This is a genomic window from Actinoplanes sp. NBRC 103695 (assembly GCF_030269485.1).
Classification (GTDB): Bacteria; Actinomycetota; Actinomycetes; order Mycobacteriales; family Micromonosporaceae; genus Actinoplanes.
Genome location: NZ_BSTL01000035.1, coordinates 46,760 through 59,907 on the forward strand (window position 1 = coordinate 46,760; position 13,148 = coordinate 59,907).

General features: G+C 71.0%; 11 protein-coding genes. 7 read left to right on the forward strand and 4 right to left on the reverse strand.

Annotation, left to right across the window (positions count from 1 at the left end; all coding sequences use genetic code 11):
- Positions 1-105: 105 nt before the first annotated feature.
- The gene (pruA, locus tag QSK31_RS41240; protein ID WP_285690317.1) at positions 106-1,734 is read right to left on the reverse strand and encodes an L-glutamate gamma-semialdehyde dehydrogenase; all 1,629 of its coding nucleotides are present in this window, start codon (positions 1,732-1,734) and stop codon (positions 106-108) included.
- Between the two features lie 85 nt (positions 1,735-1,819).
- Between pruA and QSK31_RS41245 the strand changes: the two genes are divergently transcribed.
- Positions 1,820-2,800: a hypothetical protein gene (locus tag QSK31_RS41245; protein ID WP_285690318.1), complete on the forward strand. Its 981-nt coding sequence runs from the start codon at positions 1,820-1,822 to the stop codon at positions 2,798-2,800.
- Positions 2,797-3,543 (forward strand): alpha/beta fold hydrolase, encoded by a 747-nt coding sequence (locus QSK31_RS41250; protein ID WP_285690319.1) that lies wholly within the window; start codon positions 2,797-2,799, stop codon positions 3,541-3,543. The genes QSK31_RS41245 and QSK31_RS41250 overlap by 4 nt, the downstream gene beginning before the upstream one ends.
- 142 nt (positions 3,544-3,685) lie before the next feature.
- Here QSK31_RS41250 and QSK31_RS41255 read toward each other — a convergent pair whose 3' ends face one another.
- Both QSK31_RS41255 and QSK31_RS41260 read right to left on the reverse strand, forming a co-directional pair.
- Positions 3,686-4,189 carry a DUF6912 family protein gene (locus QSK31_RS41255; protein WP_285690357.1) on the reverse strand — a complete coding sequence of 168 codons (504 nt, stop codon included), beginning with the start codon at positions 4,187-4,189 and terminating at the stop codon, positions 3,686-3,688.
- Positions 4,190-4,205: 16 nt separating this feature from the next.
- The gene (locus QSK31_RS41260) at positions 4,206-4,589 is read right to left on the reverse strand and encodes a rhodanese-like domain-containing protein (RefSeq protein WP_285690320.1); all 384 of its coding nucleotides are present in this window, start codon (positions 4,587-4,589) and stop codon (positions 4,206-4,208) included.
- A 93-nt stretch (positions 4,590-4,682) separates the two neighbouring features.
- On the opposite strand from QSK31_RS41260, the gene QSK31_RS41265 reads away from it, so the two are divergent.
- The 3 genes from QSK31_RS41265 (at position 4,683) to QSK31_RS41275 (ending at position 6,824) form a co-directional block, all read left to right on the forward strand.
- Positions 4,683-5,123: an Lrp/AsnC family transcriptional regulator gene (locus QSK31_RS41265; RefSeq protein WP_285690321.1), complete on the forward strand. Its 441-nt coding sequence runs from the start codon at positions 4,683-4,685 to the stop codon at positions 5,121-5,123.
- Positions 5,124-5,222: 99 nt separating this feature from the next.
- Positions 5,223-5,435 carry a helix-turn-helix domain-containing protein gene (locus tag QSK31_RS41270; RefSeq protein ID WP_285690358.1) on the forward strand — a complete coding sequence of 71 codons (213 nt, stop codon included), beginning with the start codon at positions 5,223-5,225 and terminating at the stop codon, positions 5,433-5,435.
- Between the two features lie 612 nt (positions 5,436-6,047).
- Complete coding sequence (locus QSK31_RS41275) at positions 6,048-6,824, forward strand: Rv3235 family protein (protein ID WP_285690359.1); 777 nt, start codon at positions 6,048-6,050, stop codon at positions 6,822-6,824.
- Between the two features lie 994 nt (positions 6,825-7,818).
- Here QSK31_RS41275 and secA read toward each other — a convergent pair.
- Positions 7,819-10,719: a preprotein translocase subunit SecA gene (gene secA, locus QSK31_RS41280; RefSeq protein ID WP_285690322.1), complete on the reverse strand. Its 2,901-nt coding sequence runs from the start codon at positions 10,717-10,719 to the stop codon at positions 7,819-7,821.
- Positions 10,720-10,862: 143 nt separating this feature from the next.
- On the opposite strand from secA, the gene QSK31_RS41285 reads away from it, so the two are divergent.
- Both QSK31_RS41285 and QSK31_RS41290 read left to right on the forward strand, forming a co-directional pair.
- Positions 10,863-11,948 (forward strand): GNAT family N-acetyltransferase, encoded by a 1,086-nt coding sequence (locus QSK31_RS41285; protein ID WP_285690323.1) that lies wholly within the window; start codon positions 10,863-10,865, stop codon positions 11,946-11,948.
- Positions 11,945-13,057: a GNAT family N-acetyltransferase gene (locus tag QSK31_RS41290; RefSeq protein ID WP_285690324.1), complete on the forward strand. Its 1,113-nt coding sequence runs from the start codon at positions 11,945-11,947 to the stop codon at positions 13,055-13,057. Before QSK31_RS41285 ends, QSK31_RS41290 begins: the two co-directional genes overlap by 4 nt.
- The last annotated feature ends 91 nt before the right edge of the window (positions 13,058-13,148 follow it).

Below are 13,148 nucleotides of genomic sequence, written 5' to 3' on the forward strand. Positions count from 1 at the left end.
CAGTGATTCGCCCAGACGGCGATCGCAGTGAGTAATCGGGCATATGAGGCACGCCGCCGCGTCAACCATTCGTGGATTGACGCAGCGGCGCCTAAACTGGGGCAATCACCCCATGTGCGGGTATCGCCAGTCGACCGGGGGCTCGAAGGTCTCCTTGATGGTTCTCGGCGAGACCCACCGGTAGAGGTTCAAAACGGACCCGGCCTTGTCGTTCGTGCCGCTGCCCCGGGCGCCGCCGAACGGCTGCTGCCCCACCACCGCACCGGTCGGCTTGTCGTTGAGATAGAAGTTGCCGGCCGCGAACCGCAAAGCCCCCGCGGCGGCGTCCAGCACCCTCCGGTCGGTGGCGAAGATCGACCCGGTCAGCGCGTACGGCGACACCGCTTCCGCCTGAGCCACCACAGTGTCGAAGTCACCGTCCTCATACACGTACACACCGAGAATGGGTCCGAAGAACTCGGTCGTGAAGATCTCGTGTGTCGGGTCGGTCGACTCCACCAGCGTCGGCGCGACGAACCAGCCCTCCCGGTCGTCGGCCGTGCCACCAGCCAGGACGGTGCACGAGGCGCTGTTCTTGATCCGGTCCAGGGCGGACGCGTGCTTGGCGAAGGCCCGGCCGTCGATCACCGCGCCGCCGAAGATGGACAGATCGGTCACGTCGCCGTACCGGATGCTCGCGACCGTGGCCGCCAGCCGATCCCGCAGCCCGCCCTCCCAGATGGACCGCGGGATGTAGGCGCGCGAAGCGGCGCTGCACTTCTGACCCTGGTACTCGTAGGCGCCGCGAACCATCGCCGTGTGCAGAGCGTCCACGTCGGCGCTCGGGTGCGCGAAGATGAAGTCCTTGCCGCCGGTCTCGCCGACCAGCCGCGGGTACGACCGGTACCGCTCGATGTTCTCCCCCACCGTCCGCCACAGGTGCCGGAACGTCGCCGTCGAGCCGGTGAAGTGGATGCCGGCCAGGTCCGGGTCGCTGAGCACCACGTCGGACACCGCCAGCCCGTCGCCGGTGACCATGTTGATCACGCCCGGGGGCAGCCCCGCCGCCTCGAACAGCCGCATCGTGAAGTGCGCCGACAGCTGCTGCGTCGGCGACGGCTTCCAGATCACCGTGTTGCCCATCAGCGCCGGCGCCGACGGCAGGTTGCCCGCGATCGCGGTGAAGTTGAACGGCGTGATCGCGTAGACGAACCCCTCCAGCGGCCGGTGGTCGAACCTGTTCCACACGCCCACCGACGACTGCGGCTGCTCGCCCAGGATCTGCTGGCCGAACGCGACGTTGAAGCGCAGGAAGTCGATCAGTTCGCAGGCCGCGTCGATCTCCGCCTGCTGCGCCGACTTCGACTGACCGAGGACGGTCGCCGCGTTCAGCGTGTCCCGCCAGCCGCCGGAGAGCAGCTCGGCGGCGCGCAGGAAGACCGCGGCCCGCTCGCTGTACGGCAGCGCCCGCCACTCCGGCGCGGCCTTGCGAGCCGCCTCCACGGCCGCCGCGGCGTCCGCCTTGGTGGCGTTGCCGGTCTGACCGAGCACGTCGTGCCGGCGGTGCGGCTGAACCACGTCGATCCGCTCGCCGCCGCCCATCGTCTGCTTGCCGCCGATGGTCATCGTCAGGTCGAGCCGGTCGCCCTTCATCGCGTCCACCCGCGCTTGCAGCGAGGCTCGCTCCGGGCTGCCCGGGGCGTAGCCGCGCACCGGTTCGTTGTGCGGCACCGGCACGGAGATCTGGGCGTCCATCTCTTCGGTCTCCTATCTAGCTCCTTGTGGGATCGGCCTAATCCTCGCACCGGAGCGCGTCCGGCGGCGCGTACCCTGAGGCCTCATGAGCGCGCAGGAGGAGACAACCGTCACGACCGAGGGTGCCTCGTTCCGCGGGCTGGCGCTCGCCATCGCCGGATTGCTGTGGATGGCGGGGCTGCTGTGGTCGGCCCGGGCCACCATCACCGGCCGGTCGGACGTCTACATGGAGGTCACCTCCACGGCGTACGCGCTGCCCGGCGCCCTCTCGGCCAGCCTGATCGCGGGCGCGGCCGTCGCCCTGGCGGTGGTCGGCCTGATCGGTCGCCGGCGGCCCCTCGGCGCCACGACCCGCTTCGCGGTCGCGATCGGTGCGGGATTGCTGCTGGGCGTGCTGGGCGCGCTGGTCATGCTCACGATCAACACCGAGGGCTGGGTGTACGCCGTGGTCGCCGGCTCGATCGCCGCGGCCGCCACGATCGGCGGGGCGCTCGGCGGGATCCGCCCTCCTCGGGTCATCGCGGCGGTGTGCTGGGCCGGCATCCTGGTCTTCGTGGTCGGGGTGCTCCTGACCTTCGCGCAGGGCGTGGTGTTCGGCATGTTCGGCGCCGGCGACTCGCCCGCCTCGCAGGTCGGCGCGGCCAACGGCTACTCGCTCACCCAGGCGGTGCTCAGCGGGGTGGCGGCCGGGATTCTGGTCTACCGGCTGCTCCGCACCTCCGGGCTGCGGTGGACGTGGTTCGCGGCGGCCGGCGCCGGGCCCGGCTTGCTGCTGGTCGTCGGCGAGGTGCTGACGCGTACGGCCGGGGCCCGCGTGCTCGACCTGGCCGGCCGCGTCTCCGAACTGGAGAAGACCGTCCAGCAGATGCTCAGCGGCGCCCGCCTCAACAGCGCCATGATCATCCTCTTCGTCGGCGCGATCACGGCGACGATCGCGGTCGGCCGCACCCTCAAGCCCGCCGCCCCGGCCCTGTCGCCGCCTTCCTCTCCCGCATCCGATCCTGCCTCGCCTGCTCCCTCCGCTTCCCCCGCGGGCGAGGCCTCCCCCGAGGTGGTCCCGGAATGAGCCTTTACAGCCAGGTCCACGGGTCAGCGGTCGCCGGGACGGTGCCGTTGCTGCTGATCCACGGCGGCGGGTCGACGATCGAGACCAACTGGTCCGCGCTGCTGCCCGAGCTCACCAAGACCCGCCAGGTGGTCGCGGTCGAACTCCAGGGCCACGGCCGCTCCCCGTGGACCGGCGGCACGGTCACCTTCGAGAACTCCGCCGACGACGTCGCCGAGGTGCTCCGCGAGCTCGACCTGGGCCCGGTGGACGTGCTCGGCTTCAGCAACGGCGGCAACGTCGCCCTGCGTCTCGCCATGCGCCACCCCGGGCTGATCCGCCGCCAGATCGTGGCGTCCGCCTTCTACCGCCGCGACGGCCTCGTGGACGGATTCTGGGACGGCATGGCCCAGGCCACGCTGGAGTCGATGCCCCAGCTCTACCGGGACGCCGACGCCGCCCTCAACCCCGACCCCGCCCACCAGCAGCAGCTGTTCGACCTGGACAGCGGCCAGATGAAAAACTTCGTCGACTGGCCACCGAACGACCTGGCGTCGATCACCACACCCACGCTGATCCTGGCCGCCGACCGCGACGTGGCCACCAACGCCCACACGGTGGAGATGGCCGCCCTGATCCCCGGCGCCCGCCTGATGATCGTCCCCGGCACCCACGGCGACTACCTGGGTGAGGCGATGGCCGCCGCGGGCGACCTGACCGCCATGCACGCCACCCTGCCCTGGCTGCTCCGCTTCCTGGCGTGACCACGCCTGTGGACAGCCGCCCGAAATTGTCGTAGCCGACCCCTACGTTCGACCCGCCCAGTACAGGGGTGGGGGAGGTGGCGGTGCGCGCGCGAAACGCCAAGATCAACTCAGCGCGGAAAATCGGAAATCGGAAGCGAACTCAGAGCAGGTCGTCGAGCTCGCCGACCACGTACCAGGCGAGCTCGTGATCCTCCGCCCCGTCCACGGTGAACTGGGCGTCCTCGTCCCCCGCCTGGGCCTCCTCGACCACATCCACCGCCGCCGCGATGTCCTCGGCCGCCTCCGGGGCGTCGACGTGGATCGCGGCGACCTCCTTCAGCGAGACCGGCTGAGGCAGGCCCACCGTGCTCGAGCCCAGCTCGCCGCCCTCCCGCACCAGGGCGGTCGCGGGCACGTCGGCCGAGACCACGACCCGGCGGCGCGGGGCGTCCGGGTCGGCCCGGAGCAGCGACAGCGAGGCCTGGGCGGCACGGGTGAACGCGACGTACTCGAGCTCCTCCTCGTCACCCTCGGCGTACCACTCACGCAGCCCCGGTGTGACCGCGTGCGCGACCGACGCGCCGTCGCCGAGCCGCCCCGCGGCCTTCAGCTCCGCCAGCATGGGCAGGGTGGCCGGCAGGTAGACACGAACCAGGTCGGTGATCGGCACGCAGCCATTATCAGCAACCGCAGGCGGGCGCGGTGAGCGGGTCCGGCGAACGACGCGATTCGCCGTCCGCGGAGTCCACCGGGAAGCCCTCCCGGATCCAGTACTCGATACCGCCGAGCATCTCCCGCACCTGGTAACCCCGCTGGGCGAGAGCCAGCGCGGCTTTGGTCGCTCCGTTACAACCCGGACCCCAGCAGTACGTGACCACGGGCGTCCCGTCATCGTCGGGCAGATCGGCCAGCCGGATCGCGCCCGGGATGCGCCCCTGGTCCCAGGCCTGCGGGCTGCGGCTGTCGACGACCCGGATGTGTTCCCGCTGCTGCAGGGCCGCCCGCACATCGGCGACATCGGTTTGGAAGGCGAGGCGGGCTTCGAAGAATTCGGTCGCTTTCATGCGTACCAAATTATGGGGTTGATCTGCGTTTTCACATGCTCGGACGACGGCTTGGGGGTGCATTGACGGGGGAATCAACGGTAGTTTGGCGGCGTGACCGTGGATCGGACGGACTGGGCCTTGCTCGCCGCGCTGCAGGAGGACGGGCGGGCGAGCTTCGCCGACCTGGCGCGCACCGTGTCGATGTCGCCCAGCGCGGTGGCCGAGCGCGTGCGGCGGCTGGAGGAGGCGGGCGTCATCGCCGGCTACCGGGCGGTCGTCTCGCCGGAACAGGTCGGGCTGGGCGTGATGGCGTTCGTGCGGCTGCGCTATCCCACCGGCAACTACCGGCCGTTCCACGCACTGCTCGACACCACGCCGGAGATCATCGAGGCGCACCACGTGACCGGCGAGGACTGCTTCGTGCTCAAGGTGCTGGCCCGGTCGATGCGGCACCTCGAGGAGGTCAACGGCCGGATCGCCGGTCTGGGCTCGGTCACGACGAGCGTGGTCTACTCGAGCCCCCTCGCCGGGCGCGCCATCGCCGTGGACTAGTCTTGCGTCAAGGTTGGCACGGCCACCGGAGGCAAACGGTGGCAAACTGAGGTTTCGAGGCTGCTGCGCGAGGAGACGGGTTCGGTGGAGTCCAGGTTCATGCTGCTGTCCGATGTGGCGGCCGAGCTGAACGTCTCCGACTCGCAGGTCTACCACATGGTCCGCAGCGGCGAACTTCCCGCGATCAAGATCGGTGGTCGCGGTCAGTGGCGCGTCGAGCGCGCCAAGCTTGAGGACTACATCGAGCAGAGGTACGCGGAAACGGCCGACTGGGTGGCCAACAATCCGCTCTCCACTCCCGAGCCGGAGTAGCGTCCTCGCCGCTCATCCCCGCCCTGCTCCACCGAACCCCGCGTCGCGCTCCCCCAGCCCGCCGCGCCCTCGCCGCGCTTTTCCGGCTCGCCGCACCCCTCCCACTTTGCCGCACCCCGCACCGCGCTTTCGCCGCGCCCACTCCATTCCCGCGTTCGCGCCCTCCGCCTTGCCGCACGCTCCGGGATGGTCGGCGCCTCCTCGTCTGCTGCCATTTCGCACCTTTTGCCGCTTCCGGCCGAGCCGAACCAGGGTTATCCACAGGCATTGACCCGTGTCTCCGTCCGAGAAAAGCTTGGTTCTCGAAGGCAAACGTAGGCAAACGAAGGGTTTGATGCCGTCATGACGACCGTGGAGATCGCTCCGCACGGACCGCGACCCCCGATTCAGGTGCGGCCGCTGCCGAGTGTCGATCCGCCCTACGACGACGAGCTCGAACCCGGGGCCTGGGCAACGGCGAACCAGTTGGCCCTCGACTGGCCGACCCCGGGCCGCACGTGGCAACCACCCCCAACCCCAGCTGCCGAACAGTTGGCACGTCAGGTCGCCTCAGCCCGCATGGCCGCGGGCACAGCCGGCGACGCGAAGCTGGCCGTCCGAGTGTTCGTGCAGATGTTCGTGGAGGTGCTCAACGGCTACCGCCCGGCCGGCCACCTGGCCAAACTCACCGTCCCGAAACAAGCCGCCAACGTCGTCTCCGAAGCGGTAGCAGGCACCGCCCGAGTAGCCGAGATCCGCAAGGGATCGGGCCCCGGCGGCCTACGCCAGCGCCGGCCACCCCCCACCTCCGGCAGACCCCACCAAGGCAGCACCGGCGCGCGGCCCGGCCCGAGCGCGCAACCGGCCGCTACGCCGCAAGTGCCGGGGCCGCAAGTGCCGGGGCCGCAAGTGCCGGGGCCGCAAGTGCCGGGGCCGCAAGTGCCGGGGCCGCAAGTGCCGGGGCCGCAAGTGCCGGGGCCGCAAGTGCCGGGGCCGCAAGTGCCGGGGCCGCGAGCCGGCGGCGCACCACGAGTGCCAGGGCAGCGGGCCGGCGGCACTCCTCCCGCCCACTCGGTGCCGCAAGGTCGCGGCGCGGGGCAAGGCGAGGGGCGAGGCGAGGGGCGAGGCGAGGGGCGAGGCGGGTTCGTGCAGCGGGGTGGTTGCACGCAGCCTGCCGACGGCACCTCCAAGGGCCCGGTCGCTCACCGATCCGGCCGGGGTGAGGCCTCGCTCCGGCAGTTTCCGCGGCGGGGTGCGGTGGACGTGATGAAGTTCCACTTCTGCGAGCCGCGCCCAGGCGCCGTCGAGTCGACGATCCTCCTGCTCACCGGCGAGCGCACCTGGGCCATGGCGCTGCGCATGGAGTTGCAGGGCCGGAGATGGATGGCCGCCGCCATGCGACTGCTCTGACAGCCCACCGCAGGGTGGCCGCGTGGCCACCGGGCGGCGGCGACGAAGCCGAGCTGCGCGACTGCTCTGACCAACCCCCAGGGCTGCCGGCTCTGACAACCCCAGGGGGCCAGCCACACGCCTCTGACCAACCCCCAGGACGGCCAGCGACACGCCGCTCTCTGACCGACTCTCGGGGCGGCCGCGCCACACGGCTGCTCTGACCGACTCTCGGGGCGGCCGCGCCACACGGCTGCTCTGACCGACTCCCGGGGCGGCCGCGCCACACGGCTGCTCTGACCGACTCTCGGGGCCGCCGCCACGGGCGGCCGCTCTGACCGACCCCCGGGGCGGCCGCCGTGCACAGGGGCGGCGGACGTCCTGGGCCACACGACCGCCCGGCGCAGCACGTGCCCGTGGGCTGCGGCGGTGCGGGGTGTCGGGTGGCCCGTAGCGGTTCTTTACGGCGAGGGGACCGCCGGGCCGGCGCGCGCGAGGATGCAGGCCGCACCGCGCGACACCGACGCCGCAAGGCAGCAGCGCCCGGCCGATACCGGCCGGGCGCTGCTGTCACTCATGCGAACGGCCCGCCCGGAACAAGACCGGACGGGCCGCGTGGAGCAAGAACCAGACGCGCGGCCGGAGCAAAGCCGGACCCGCACCCGAGGGCAGCCCCCTGGTGCACCTGTTCCGGGGTCACGACCCGACGCGCGCCTCAACCAAGGCCGCGGACACCCGCTTCAAGGCCGAGACAGGCGCCCCAAGCAAGCCAGAACACGCGCCCAAGCAAGGCCCCCGGACACGCGCCCCGCGCGAGGCCCAGGCACGCGGCCCCGCGCAAGACCCGGACGCGCCTCAAACGACGTTTGGACCGACCGCCCGGGAAGGCCCGCCGGAGCGGGAGCCGCCCGGGCGGGCAGCGTCGGCGTCTGTCAGGCGGGAACGACGTTTGGACCCACCGCCCGGGAAGACCCGCCGGAGCGGGAGCCGCCCGGGCGGGCAGCGTCGGCGTCTGTCAGGCGGGTCCGCCGGGGGCGCCGTGGCAGCGCTTGTACTTCTTGCCCGAGCCGCAGTAGCAAGGCGCGTTGCGGGACGGGCCGTTCGACTCGGCCTGGGCCGGGTTGTTGCGGGCCGTCCGTGCGCGAGCGGCGCTGGTGTGGGCGGGGCTGGCCGGGACCGGTGAGCCCCCGGCGCCGATGCCCAGGGCGGGTGCCGACGGCTGTTGCTGGATGACGGGTGCGCCGTCGCCCGCTTCGCCGTCGATGGCGGGTGCCGTGTACTGCAGGTTCTGCGGGCGGCGGTCGCCACCGAGGCCCTTGGCGCGGACGCCGACCTCGGGGGCCTGGGCCGCCGAGCCGGGGAGTGCGACCGCCTGGCTGGGGTCGACGGTGACGGTGGGCTGCTCCTCGACCTGCACCTCGAGGTTGAAGAGGAAGCCGACCGCCTCCTCCTTGATGCCCTCCATCATCTGGTTGAACATGTCGAAGCCCTCGCGCTGGTACTCGACCACCGGGTCGCGCTGGGCGTACGCCCGCAGGCTGATGCCTTCCTGCAGGTAGTCCATCTCGTACAGGTGCTCGCGCCACTTGCGGTCGATCACCGCGAGCAGGACCTGCCGCTCGAGTTCGCGGATGCCCTCCTCGCCGAGTTCTTCCTCGCGCGTGCGGTAGGCCGCCTGGGCGTCCTGCTTCAGCTGCTCGATGAGGAAGTCGCGGTCGATGCTGCTGCGTTCGCCGCCGCTCTCCTCGACGATGTCGTCGATGGTGATCGTGACGGGGTAGAGCCGCTTGAGGGCGGTCCACAGCTGGTCGAGGTCCCACTCCTCGGCGTAGCCATCGGCGGTGGCGGCGGACACGATGTCGGTGACCACGTCGTCGATCATGTGGCCGGCCTGGTCGTGCATGTCCTCGCCGTCGAGGACGCGCTTGCGCTCGGCGTAGATCACCTGGCGCTGCTTGTTCATGACCTCGTCGTACTTGAGGACATTTTTGCGGATCTCGGCGTTCTGGCCCTCGATCTGGGTCTGCGCGCTGCGGATCTGCCGGGTGACCATCTTCGACTCGATGGGCACGTCGTCGGGGATGTTGAAGCGCTCCATGACCGCCTCGACCGCACCGGCGCGGAACCGCTTCATCAGGTCGTCCTGGAGGGACAGGTAGAAGCGGGACTCGCCGGGGTCGCCCTGCCGGCCGGAACGACCGCGGAGCTGGTTGTCGATGCGGCGGGAGTCGTGGCGTTCGGTGCCCAGGACGTACAGGCCGCCGGCGGAGATCACCTCGGCGCCCTCGGCGTCGCAGGCCTCCTTCCAGGCCGGCAATACCTCCTCGAGTGCCTTCGCGTACTCGTCGGGCGACTCGACCGGGTCGAGGCCGCGCTGGGCGAGCTCGGACGAGGCGAGGAACTCGGGGTTGCCGCCGAGCAGGATGTCGGTGCCGCGGCCGGCCATGTTGGTGGCCACCGTGACCCCGCCCTTGCGACCCGCCTGGGCGATGATCGTCGCCTCCTGCGCGTGGAACTTCGCGTTCAGCACGCTGTGCGGGATGCCCCGGCGGCGCAGCAGGGTGGAGAGGATCTCCGAGTTCGAGACGCTGACCGTGCCGACGAGCACCGGCTGGCCGGTGGCGTGGCGTTCGGCGATGTCCTCGATGACGGCCTCGAACTTGGCCTTCTCGGTCTTGTAGATGACGTCGGGGTGGTCGATGCGGATCATCGGCCGGTGCGTCGGGATGCTGACGACGCCGACGTCGTAGACCTTGTTGAACTCGCCGGCCTCGGTCTGCGCCGTACCGGTCATGCCGCCGAGCTTGTCGTACAGGCGGAAGTAGTTCTGCAGGGTGATGGTCGCCAAGGTCTGGTTCTCCTGCTTGACCTCCACCCCTTCCTTCGCCTCGATGGCCTGGTGCATGCCCTCGTTGTACCGCCGGCCGTGCAGAATGCGGCCGGTGAACTCGTCGACGATGAGGACCTCGCCGTCCTCGTTGACGATGTAGTCCTTGTCCTTCTTGTACAGCTCCTTGGCCTTGATGGCGTTGTTCAGGTAGCCGACCAGCGGAGTGTTCACCGACTCGTACAGGTTGTCGATGCCGAGCCGGTCCTCGACCCGGGCGACGCCGCGCTCGGTGATGGCGACGGTGCGCTTGGCCTCGTCGACCTCGTAGTCGAGCTCGCCGTCCTTGCCCTTCTGCAGGCGGCTGACGATCGCGGCGAACTCGCCGTACCACCGCTGCGAGTGCTCGGCGGGACCGGAGATGATCAGCGGGGTCCGCGCCTCGTCGATGAGGATCGAGTCCACCTCGTCGACGATGGCGAAGTTGTGGCCGCGCTGGACGAGCTCGGCGGCCGACCACGCCATGTTGTCGCGCAGGTAGTCGAAGCCGAACTCGTTGTTCGTGCCGTACGTGATGTCGCACTCGTATGCCGCACGGTGCTCGGCCGAGGGCCGGTTGGGCAGGATCACCCCGACCGTGAGGCCGAGGAAGACGTGCACCCGGCCCACCCACTCGGCGTCGCGCTGGGCGAGGTAGTCGTTGACCGTGATGATGTGCACGCCCTTGCCGCTCAACGCGTTGAGGTAGGCGGGGAACACACCGGTCAGGGTTTTGCCCTCACCGGTTTTCATCTCGGGGATGTTGCCGAAGTGCAGCGCGGCGCCGCCCATCAGCTGGACGTCGTAGGCACGCTGACCCAGCACTCGCCGGGCCCCCTCGCGGGCGGTGGCGAACGCCTCCGGCAGCAGTGAGTCGAGCGACTCGCCGTCGGCAATGCGCTCCTTGTACTGCTGCGTGAGGTCCCGCAGCTCGTCGTCGGTCAGATCGACGTAGTCATCCTCAATCGAGTTGACCGCGTCAGCGATCGCCTTGAGCTTGCGCACCATGCGGCCTTCGCCGGCGCGCAGGACCTTTTCAAATATCGACACGGGTCAGCGCTCCCCTAAACAGTCTGCCGAACCATGGTAGGCGTCTCATGGTGCCAGGCGTGAGCCGAGCCCCTTGTTAACCGCGCAAATGGCACCAAACGACACTGGCAGTTCGCTGAGAGCGGAGCGGGCATGATGGCCGCGTGGATTCCTTGGAGATCCCGGCCGGCGATCTGCTGCTGCGCTCGTGGCGCCCGGCGGACGCCGCCGACGTGCATCGTGCCTGCCAGGACCCGGTGCTGGCGCACTGGTCCCGGTTGCACCGGCCGTTCCCGCGGGCTGACGCCGAGAAGTTCGTGGCCGACATGATCGATTTGAACGGGCGGGACCGGGCGGTCGCCGTCGCCGTGGTGAACGCCACCGACGGCGCGTTTCTCGGGAGTGTCGACCTCCGTGGGCTGGATCTCGAACGTGGCGTCGCCGAGCTCGGTTACTGGTCGGCACCGTGGGCGCGCGGCCGGCGAGTCTCCGAGCATGCCTCGCGAGCGCTGCTGACCTGGGGTTTCGGGCATCTGGGGCTGGCCCGGGTGGATTGGCGGGCGACCGTCGGCAACCACGCGTCCCGGCTGGTCGGGCTGCGGCTGGGCTTCGCCATGATCGGGATACGTCCCGGGCGCGTCGAGGAGTGGATCGCTGCGCTCGTACCCTCGGAACTCACCGGGGCCGGGCACGAACCGGACCCGGCGGTGCGCCGCCAAGCGAGGATCTTCGGCGCGGAGCAGCCGACCCTGGACGCCGGGCCGGTGCGGCTGCGTCCCCCGGCGGAGCGGGACCGGGCGGCGATCGACGTGGCCTACGCCGACGCGGGCAGCAGGCGGTGGTACGGCGCCGGTCAGCCGGTGGACGACGCGCCGCTGGAGTGGGCGCGCGGACGTGAGGCGATCTTCGCGGTGACGGATCGTGACGACGCCTGGGTGGGCACCGCCGATCTCCGCGTGGACGGCAAGGACCCGGCGATCGGCGAGGTGGGATTTCTGGTCGCGCCGCGGGCCAGGCGCCAGGGGTACGCCTCGGCCGCGCTCCGTGAGCTCGCCCGGTGGGGCTTCGCCGAGCTGGGGCTGGTGCGCGTCCAGTGGCGCGCGGAGGTCGGCAACGAGGGATCCCGGCGGGTCGCGGAGCAGGCGGGCTTCACCGTGGAAGGCTTGCTGAGGCAGTCGCTCGCCGAGGACGGCCGCCGTTATGACTGCTGGGTGGGTTCGATGCTGAGCACAGACAAGGCGGCCGCGTGAGCGTTCCGGAGATCAACGGCAGTGAGATCAACGGCACGGGGGTACGCCTCCGTCCGCTCGCCGAGGCCGAGCTCGCCGAGCTGGCCGGCCTGGCGGACGGCCCGTTCCCGCCACCGGCCGACCGGGCCGGCGCGGCGGCGTTCAAGGAGGCCGCGCCGGGCATGTTCGGCGCCGGCGGCGGACTGTGGGCGATCGCCGACCCGGCCACCGACCGGCTCCTGGGCAGCATCGCGCTGGATCACCCGGACCGGGGACGCGGGCAGGCCGAGACGGGCTTCTGGGTGCTGCCGGAGGCCCGCCGCAGGGGTGTCGCCACCGCCGCGCTGATCGCGCTGAGCGGCTGGGCGTTCGACGAGGGCGGCTGGGCTCGGCTGGAGCTGATCACCCGGTGGGACAACTCGGTGGCGCAGCGGGTCGCGATCGCGGCCGGCTACCAGCGCGAGGGCGTACGCCGCGCCGCTCTCCCCGACGGCGACGAGCGGGTGGACGCGGTCGTCTGGACCAGGCTGGCCGGCGACCCGCCCGGTGCCACGCCGCGGTTGCTGCCGGACCTCCCGGGCGGCGAACTGACCGACGGCGTGGTGACGCTGCGTTCACTCGGCCCGGCGGACTACGACTTCTACGCGGCCCTGCACAACGTGCGCGACGTGATCGAGACGAGCGTGCCACCGGTGGCGCCGTCGGCCGCCGCGATGCGGCACCGATGCGACTCGGCGGAGGCCCACTGGCTCGCCGGCATCCGCGCCGACCTGGTCATCGTCGACGCCGCGACGGGCACGCCGACGGGTGGGATCGGCCTGTTCTACATGGAGCCGCCGACCGGCCAGGCGATGATCGGTTACAGCCAGCTGCCCGAGTGGCGAGGCCGTGGCTACACGACCCGGGCGGCCAAGCTGCTCTCACTGTGGGTGTTCGCGGAGACCGGCATCGCCCGCCTGATCGCGGGGACCCTGCCGACCAATCTGGGTTCCCAGCGGGTGCTGGAGCGGGCCGGTTTCCACCGGGAGGCCTTCATGCGTTCCCGGCTGCCCAACGCCGACGGCACCCGCCAGGACGACCTCCAGTACGTCCTCCTTCCCGAGGACGTACTGAAAGAGGTGGGGATTTAGCCGCCGGTGCGATGGCCCGCGGTTTTCCGCCGTCCGCCGGGTTTGCGGACGACGGAAAACCGCGAGTCATCGCACCGGCTACAAGGCGAAA